The organism is Rothia sp. HMSC065C03 (assembly GCF_001837295.1).
Classification (GTDB): Bacteria; Actinomycetota; Actinomycetes; order Actinomycetales; family Micrococcaceae; genus Rothia.
Window position 1 is genome coordinate 227,275 of sequence record NZ_KV831978.1, and the last position, 6,311, is coordinate 233,585.

Sequence of the window (6,311 nt, forward strand, 5' to 3'; positions counted from 1 at the left end):
TTGGTGGTGTGTCCGAGCGGCCGAAGGTGCATCACTCGAAATGATGTTTGGTGTAAAAGCCAACGGGGGTTCAAATCCCTCCACCACCGCACCAACGAAAACCCGTCGAGATTCGTCTCGGCGGGTTTTTGCATGCCTGGATTGTTCTGGGGTGCTGCTGGCGGGTGTGTTGGTGGGTGTTTGTGCGGGGGTACTTCGCCTCGTTTTATAGGTTGTGTGCCACTTCCGGGGCTTTGCCGGTGCTTGCTGATTTGGGGGTGGGTAAAATCGTATTATGCGTATTAAGATTCTTGACCACCCGCTGGTCTCTCACAAGATTAGTGTTCTGCGTGATAAGAACACCCCGTCCCCGATTTTCCGTCAGCTGGTTGATGAGCTGGTGACCCTTCTTGCCTATGAGGCGACTCGCGAGATTCGTGTGGAAGAGGTTGAGGTTGTGACTCCGGTGGCGACTACTACCGGTGTTCGTATTGCTGATCCTAAGCCGCTGGTTGTTCCGATTCTGCGTGCTGGTCTGGGCATGCTTGAGGGTATGACTCGCATGGTGCCGACCGCTGAGGTGGGCTTCCTGGGTATGGCTCGTAATGAGGAGACCCTGGATATTGTGACTTATGCTGAGCGTCTGCCGGAGGATCTGACTGGTCGTCAGGTGTACCTGCTGGATCCGATGCTGGCTACCGGTGGCACTCTGATTGAGGCCATTAAGTTCCTGCGTGAGCGTGGTGCTGAGTCTGTGACTTGCGTGTGCCTGATTGCTGCTCCTGAGGGCATTGCTGCTCTGGAGAAGGGCATTGAGGGTATGGAGAATGTTGACCTGTTCCTGGCTGCTCGTGATGAGCGTCTGAACGAGAAGGCGTACATTATTCCGGGTCTGGGCGATGCTGGTGACCGCCTGTACGGTCTGGCTGAGTAGTTTTTCAGCGTTATTCACGTGATGTGAGTGGGGCGCCTCTGCATATGTTTAAGCATGTGCGGGGGCGCTTTGTTGTGTCTGCTGGAGGCCGTGTGCAGGTCATATGGTGTGGTGTTGGGGGATGTGTGTCTAACGGTCTGCTGTCTTGGGTGTTTATGGTGTTGTTGGGCGCTTGTGTGGGTTTATGAAACACCCTTGATAATATGTGATGAGGAACACTATAGTGCCTTGAGGGGCTTAAAATATATTGAGTATATTCACAGCTTCACATGAAAATACAGGGTGAAACCAGTAAATAAAAGAAGCTATGAATATTTATAAGAGAAAAAATACTGAAAGCTTCAGGTAGTCCCTGAAACCCCAAAACACGAGAGGGGGTATTGTACTCCTCTCGCCCATAAAGATGAATCCACTATGCTGAATCCGCTTGATTTATCCGTCAAATAGGAGAAATATTAAGTAAGAGGATTGAAGCTCGAACAGGTATTGGGGACTGTTTTAGCTCCGCGTCACTTCCGGCGCACCCCACACTACGTACGACAGGGATCCCGTACACAGACTTTGAGAGAAGGTTGAATCATGTCAGGCGCTGTACCTGGATATGTGCACATCTCCCAGCGCGGCCGCGCCGCTAAGCGCCAGGTCGTGCAGCCTCAGCGTCCCGTTGCGCAGGCCGCAACGTTGCGTCCGATGACTTTCTCAGCCGGTGACTCTACCCATAAGCAGGCTCAGGAAAATGAAGCACGCGGCTTCGTGCTCTATGTGGGTTTGAATGAGGAGCTTGCCGCTGCGAACGGCACCTCCCTGGTGCGTATCGTTCAGGATTTGCGCACTTATGCACACCACCTGGCTCCCGAGTCGGAGTCGTACGCCGCTGTGGCGTTGGCTCCAGTGAATGCTGAGGGTAGCGACCTTGAGGTGGTGCGTAATGCGCTCGGTGATCCGACCGCAATGTACATGCACCCGGAGGCGAATGTCGCCCGCGAAGCAGAGACCACGAATAGCCACTCTTCGGGTGTGCTGATTGATTTGGCACGCCGCGAGGTGTTCCTGGATGGTGAGCCGCTCATGCTGACCTTCAAGGAGTTCGAGCTGCTGGCACACCTGGTGGAGAACTCTTCCCGCACCGTGGGTCGTGAGGAGCTGCTGAAGGCGCTGTGGAGCTCCGGTGACGAGCATCCGCATGAGCGTACGATTGACGTGCATATTCGTCGTCTGCGTTCGAAGCTGGGTCGCCTGTCGGGTACCGTGCGTACGGTGCGCGGTCAGGGTTACCGCTTCTTTGAGCACCCCGAGGTTGTTGTCTGGGCTGCTCCGGAATACTCGATTTAGCGTGTACAGAATTTAGCTTCTGTAGAGTGCACCCCGGTGTGCTGGCATGATGCCGGTGCACCGGGGTTTACTTGTGCCCGCCTGGGGGTGTTAGTGTGCGTGCTGTGGCGGTGTGCGGCATGTTCCGGCGCCCTCTAGATAGAATGGGTGTATGGCTGAAAATTCTTCCAACACTGCATCTGGCTCGCACCGCAGCGGGGTCAAGCGTCTGATTATTATGCGCCATGCGGAGGCTGATTGGGGTCTGAATGATTTTGATCGTCCGCTGACGAAGCGCGGCCATGAGCAGGCTGCCGCTGCTGGCGCCTGGCTGGCGGCTCGCGGTTATGTTCCGGAGCAGATTATGTCGTCATCGGCTTTGCGCACTCGTCAGACGACGACTTGGGTTTCGGATGGTTTGGGGGCGAAGGCGCCTACCGCTCATCTGGATGAGGGGCTGTACGAGGTGTCTGCGTCCCGCATTATTGCGCGCATTAACAGCGTTTCGGAGAATGTTCATTCTCTGATGGTGGTGTCGCATCTACCCGGTGTGCAGGATGCCGCGCAGCGCCTGATGAGCCCGGATTCCGACCCGAACGCGTCCATGGATGTGTACTACGGTTTCCCGCCCTCTTCCATTGCGGTGTTTGAGGTGCTGGGGGAGTGGGCTCTGCTGGATGGTGCGGATGCGCGCCTCGTGGACTTCAAGAGCTTCTAGACTTCGCGCCTGAAACGAAATGGGTAAAGCAAAAGCCCCGTACCGGTTGGTACGGGGCTTTTTGTGGCGGAGACGGGGGGATTTGAACCCCCGGTCGAGTTTAACCCCGACCCTTCATTAGCAGTGAAGTCCATTCGGCCGCTCTGGCACGTCTCCACGGTGCGCTCGTGAGCGCATCCCTATAAGAATATAGGCTGTTTTGCGCTTGGTCAATTCGACCCGTGAGGCGCGAGAGATATATGTGGGTGGGATGGTGTTAGTTTCTTCGCGACCGTGTTTTCTTTACCTGCGAGAAACGTGTGAATAAGGCTGTTTAACCTTTAAATACCCTGAATTTAGGCGTTTGAGGTATTTAGGTGATGTAGTTTTGAGGGTAGAAGCGACATTGCAGTCCAGATAGAAAGGCTCCCTCCCGTGACTACCACCGTTCCTCAGATGCCCCAGGTTCCTCAGAAGACTCAGCCTCCTCAGGGTGCTCCCTCCTCTGTGAATAACCCGGCTTTCAATAGTCAGCAGGTTGCGCAGTCTGCGGTGCATCCTGCGCAGTTTGCGCAGCCGGTGTATGTTCTTCCCGAACAGGAGAACACACACACTCAGGGCTGGATTATTGCGATGGCCTCGGTCATTATCGGTGTTCTTGGGCTGATTAGTGTTTTTGTGCTGAATTATTTGACGGGCGGAGGCGCTTCCCTTCTTCTGGGTCTTACGGGCTGGGTTCTAGCGATTGCTTCACGCCACCGCGGTCATATGCGTGTGGCTGGTGTTGCGTTGGGAGTTATGAATATGTTGCTTGGTATCCTGACTGTGCCTTTCGAGATGCTGCTATTGATTCTGGTCATGATGCATGTTTAGACAATATCGTTCATAGCTACTGGTCAGAGAAAGTCCGCGAGCGCCCCGTGTGTCCGCGGGCTTTTGCGTGTCCGCCTGCTTAGCTGTAGCAGTTTTTATGGTCACCTGACGCGGGTTTTTCGTCGTGGACTATGGGCTAGGGGCTTTGAGGTTCATAAGCATGTTCGGTACACTGCATGAGTCCCAACCGATAAATAGAGGGCATCTCTGACGTTTTATCTTCCGATACAGCACATCAGAGGCACCTCATCACTCAGCAAAGCGAGAAATCATGTCTGAAAACCCCAACAACCCCCAGCCCCAGTTCAACCAGGACCCCCAGTTCAGCCAGCAGGCACCCCAGTATGGTCAGCAGGCTCCGTACGGTCAGCCGGTCCCGACCCCCGAGCAGCAGGCTCAGATGAAGAGGGCGAAGATTCTGTCGATTCTCGCTATTGTATTTGGCGCTATTGGTCTGGTCCTTCTAAGCCCGCTTTTCAGCGCACTGGGCCTGGCTTTTGGTTTGGCGTCTCTGCGTGTCCCTGAGCTGCAGTCCCGTGGTCTGGCACTGACTGGTTCCATTATCGGTGGTACTGCTCTGGTCCTGAGCATTATTGTTGTCGCGCTGGGTGCTCTCAAGAACCTGGGCTAGGACCTTATAGCGTTTTAGCCAGCATCCTCCATGGAGATTGGCTACAGAAAGCCCGCGAGCGCCCTGTGTGTCCGCGGGCTTTTGCATATCCGTTAGAGCGGCTAGCTAATGCATTGCGGTGCATTGTGGGGGCTTGGATAGCGGATGTAGTTGTACCCGTTCCATTCATGGGTTAGGGTGAATTAGGTTTAACGCACACCAGCCGTACGAAAGTGAGATGCCGTGTCTCAGAATCCTCGGGGTTCAGACCCCTACGACTACAACCCGGACTACAACCGTCTGAACGAGCAGTACAACCAGAACACTCAGTACGGGCAGAACACTCAGTACGGTCAGTATGGCCAGTACGGGCAGAGCTCCTACGATCAGTATTCTTATGACCAGTACGGTCAGAATTCGTACGGTCAAGACCCATATGGTCAGAATCAGTATGACCCGTACGGTCAGCAGTACCAGCAGCCCGACCAGTACGGTCAGCCCATGATGGTTCCTGTGGGCTTTTTGCAGAAGACTCCCGAGCAGCTTGCCGGTGAGAAGGCTGCTCAGACTTCCACGGTGCTGGGTATTATCAGCTTGGCGTGTATAGTGACTCTCAGCTGGTGGCTGTTTGGTCTGCCTTCCCTGATTCTGGGTGTTATCGGTATTCTCAAGGCTAATGAGGCAGAGCGTTATGGTGTGGCTGCTTCAGCTGGTCGTATCTTGAACTGGATTAGCGTAGCCATTGGTGGCATGTTCCTGGTGCTTTTCGGCGGAGGTCTTCTGCTGGCGATTATGCTGGCTCTTTCTGATTCTGCCGCAAATTCTAGTCTCGTGGAGACTGTGCAGATACTGGCATTCTTCTAAACACTTTCACCCTCATTGGAGGGTACGCAAAAGCCCCGCTCCTCAATACGAGGAACGGGGCTTTGCTGTGTATATGCCGTATATCTCGTGGATTGGTCCTGACATGCTTGTTCCCGCGCGGGGGAAGGTCTAGGGTGGGCTTAACACCCGGTATTGAAAGGTCGTGGATACAATGTCGTCCTACTACCCGCAAGAGCCCAACCCCTTCGACCGGAATTTCGGCTACAAGGGGCTAAAACAGAATAAAAACACGAGCGAACACTATGACGACTACAACCCGAATGAGCGCTACGACCCTGATAGTCGGCCTCCGCTGACATCGGTTCTGAACAAGAGAAGAGAGCCTTCTGAATGGGGTCTGGGGGAACGAGCCTCGCAACTCTCACTTGCCTTCGGTGTGCTCAGTCTTGTCAGTGTTTCGGTATGGGGCTGGTGGCTTTTCGGTACCCCTTCTGTAGCTCTGGGTGCTCTTGGTCTATGGAAGGCTAAGGAAGCAGATCGCTACGGTGCGATTCCTGCCGCGGGCCGCGTGCTGAGTTGGGTGGCTATTGTCAGCTTTGTGCTCGTGAACCTCTGGACACTGTGGGTGTGGATACGCAGTTATTAGGCGTTTTTGTCAGGTGTAGGAGCCTTCGATAGTAGGTGCATAGGGTGAAGCTAATATCTATTGTGTGTGGAATATGAAAGGTTATGATGCCCCAAAATAATGAAGTTTTTGATTACAATCCCGAATATGCCAAGCTCTACCAGGGAAATGGCAGCCCGCAGTCTGACGCTGACAACACGGACGATTGGACGCAACATGCGAGCAAGCAACCTTCCGACGAGCAAAGGGCACAAGACGGTAAAAAGGCAGCGAACGTATCCCTGCTTTTCGGCGCCCTCGGCCTCCTATTTTTCTTTCTAGGGTGCTGGTTGTTTGTCCACGATTTTGACAGTGGTGGTCTGCAGATAGTTGTTGTTGCACCGTTGCTGAACGTCCTGGGTATTTGGCAGGGGCGAGTAGCGAAACAGCACGGTGTACCTGCCCTAGCGGGTCGTAT

Annotated in this window: 8 protein-coding genes and 2 tRNA genes; 9 read left to right on the plus strand and 1 reads right to left on the minus strand. The window is 54.2% G+C overall.

What is annotated here, in order from left to right:
* The first annotated feature begins 2 nt into the window (after window positions 1-2).
* The 4 genes from HMPREF2605_RS01145 to HMPREF2605_RS01160 all read left to right on the plus strand — a co-directional run bounded on the left by HMPREF2605_RS01145 (window position 3) and on the right by HMPREF2605_RS01160 (window position 2,942).
* Window positions 3-89: transfer RNA gene (locus HMPREF2605_RS01145), tRNA-Ser, on the plus strand.
* Between the two features lie 185 nt (window positions 90-274).
* On the plus strand, window positions 275-913 hold the full coding sequence (upp, locus tag HMPREF2605_RS01150; protein ID WP_005504417.1) for a uracil phosphoribosyltransferase: 639 nt from the start codon (window positions 275-277) through the stop codon (window positions 911-913).
* Between the two features lie 579 nt (window positions 914-1,492).
* Window positions 1,493-2,245 carry a winged helix-turn-helix domain-containing protein gene (locus HMPREF2605_RS01155; protein ID WP_070846700.1) on the plus strand — a complete coding sequence of 251 codons (753 nt, stop codon included), beginning with the start codon at window positions 1,493-1,495 and terminating at the stop codon, window positions 2,243-2,245.
* 151 nt (window positions 2,246-2,396) lie between these two features.
* Window positions 2,397-2,942, plus strand: a complete 546-nt coding sequence (locus HMPREF2605_RS01160; RefSeq protein ID WP_070846701.1) for a SixA phosphatase family protein — start codon at window positions 2,397-2,399, stop codon at window positions 2,940-2,942.
* 64 nt (window positions 2,943-3,006) lie between these two features.
* On the opposite strand, the gene HMPREF2605_RS01165 is transcribed toward HMPREF2605_RS01160, so the two are convergent.
* A tRNA-Ser gene (locus HMPREF2605_RS01165) sits at window positions 3,007-3,098 on the minus strand.
* 258 nt (window positions 3,099-3,356) lie between these two features.
* Here HMPREF2605_RS01165 and HMPREF2605_RS01170 point away from each other — a divergent pair.
* The 5 genes from HMPREF2605_RS01170 to HMPREF2605_RS09455 form a co-directional block, all read left to right on the plus strand.
* Window positions 3,357-3,794, plus strand: coding sequence for a hypothetical protein (locus tag HMPREF2605_RS01170; protein WP_070846702.1), 438 nt, complete (start codon window positions 3,357-3,359; stop codon window positions 3,792-3,794).
* A 271-nt stretch (window positions 3,795-4,065) separates the two neighbouring features.
* The gene (locus HMPREF2605_RS01175; protein WP_070593200.1) at window positions 4,066-4,425 is read left to right on the plus strand and encodes a DUF4190 domain-containing protein; all 360 of its coding nucleotides are present in this window, start codon (window positions 4,066-4,068) and stop codon (window positions 4,423-4,425) included.
* Between the two features lie 222 nt (window positions 4,426-4,647).
* Window positions 4,648-5,268, plus strand: a complete 621-nt coding sequence (locus HMPREF2605_RS09700) for a DUF4190 domain-containing protein (RefSeq protein ID WP_070846703.1) — start codon at window positions 4,648-4,650, stop codon at window positions 5,266-5,268.
* A gap of 172 nt (window positions 5,269-5,440) precedes the next feature.
* Window positions 5,441-5,875: a DUF4190 domain-containing protein gene (locus HMPREF2605_RS01185; RefSeq protein ID WP_070846704.1), complete on the plus strand. Its 435-nt coding sequence runs from the start codon at window positions 5,441-5,443 to the stop codon at window positions 5,873-5,875.
* An 83-nt stretch (window positions 5,876-5,958) separates the two neighbouring features.
* The coding region (locus HMPREF2605_RS09455) for a hypothetical protein (RefSeq protein WP_371441066.1) at window positions 5,959-6,311 on the plus strand (353 nt) is incomplete at its 3' end.

Coding starts and splice junctions, on each gene's coding strand:
- upp (WP_005504417.1), top strand. CDS start 275: ATGCGTATTAAGATTCTTGACCACCCGCTGGTCTCTCACAAGATTAGT.
- HMPREF2605_RS01185 (WP_070846704.1), top strand. CDS start 5,441: ATGTCGTCCTACTACCCGCAAGAGCCCAACCCCTTCGACCGGAATTTC.
- HMPREF2605_RS01175 (WP_070593200.1), top strand. CDS start 4,066: ATGTCTGAAAACCCCAACAACCCCCAGCCCCAGTTCAACCAGGACCCC.
- HMPREF2605_RS01160 (WP_070846701.1), top strand. CDS start 2,397: ATGGCTGAAAATTCTTCCAACACTGCATCTGGCTCGCACCGCAGCGGG.
- HMPREF2605_RS01155 (WP_070846700.1), top strand. CDS start 1,493: ATGTCAGGCGCTGTACCTGGATATGTGCACATCTCCCAGCGCGGCCGC.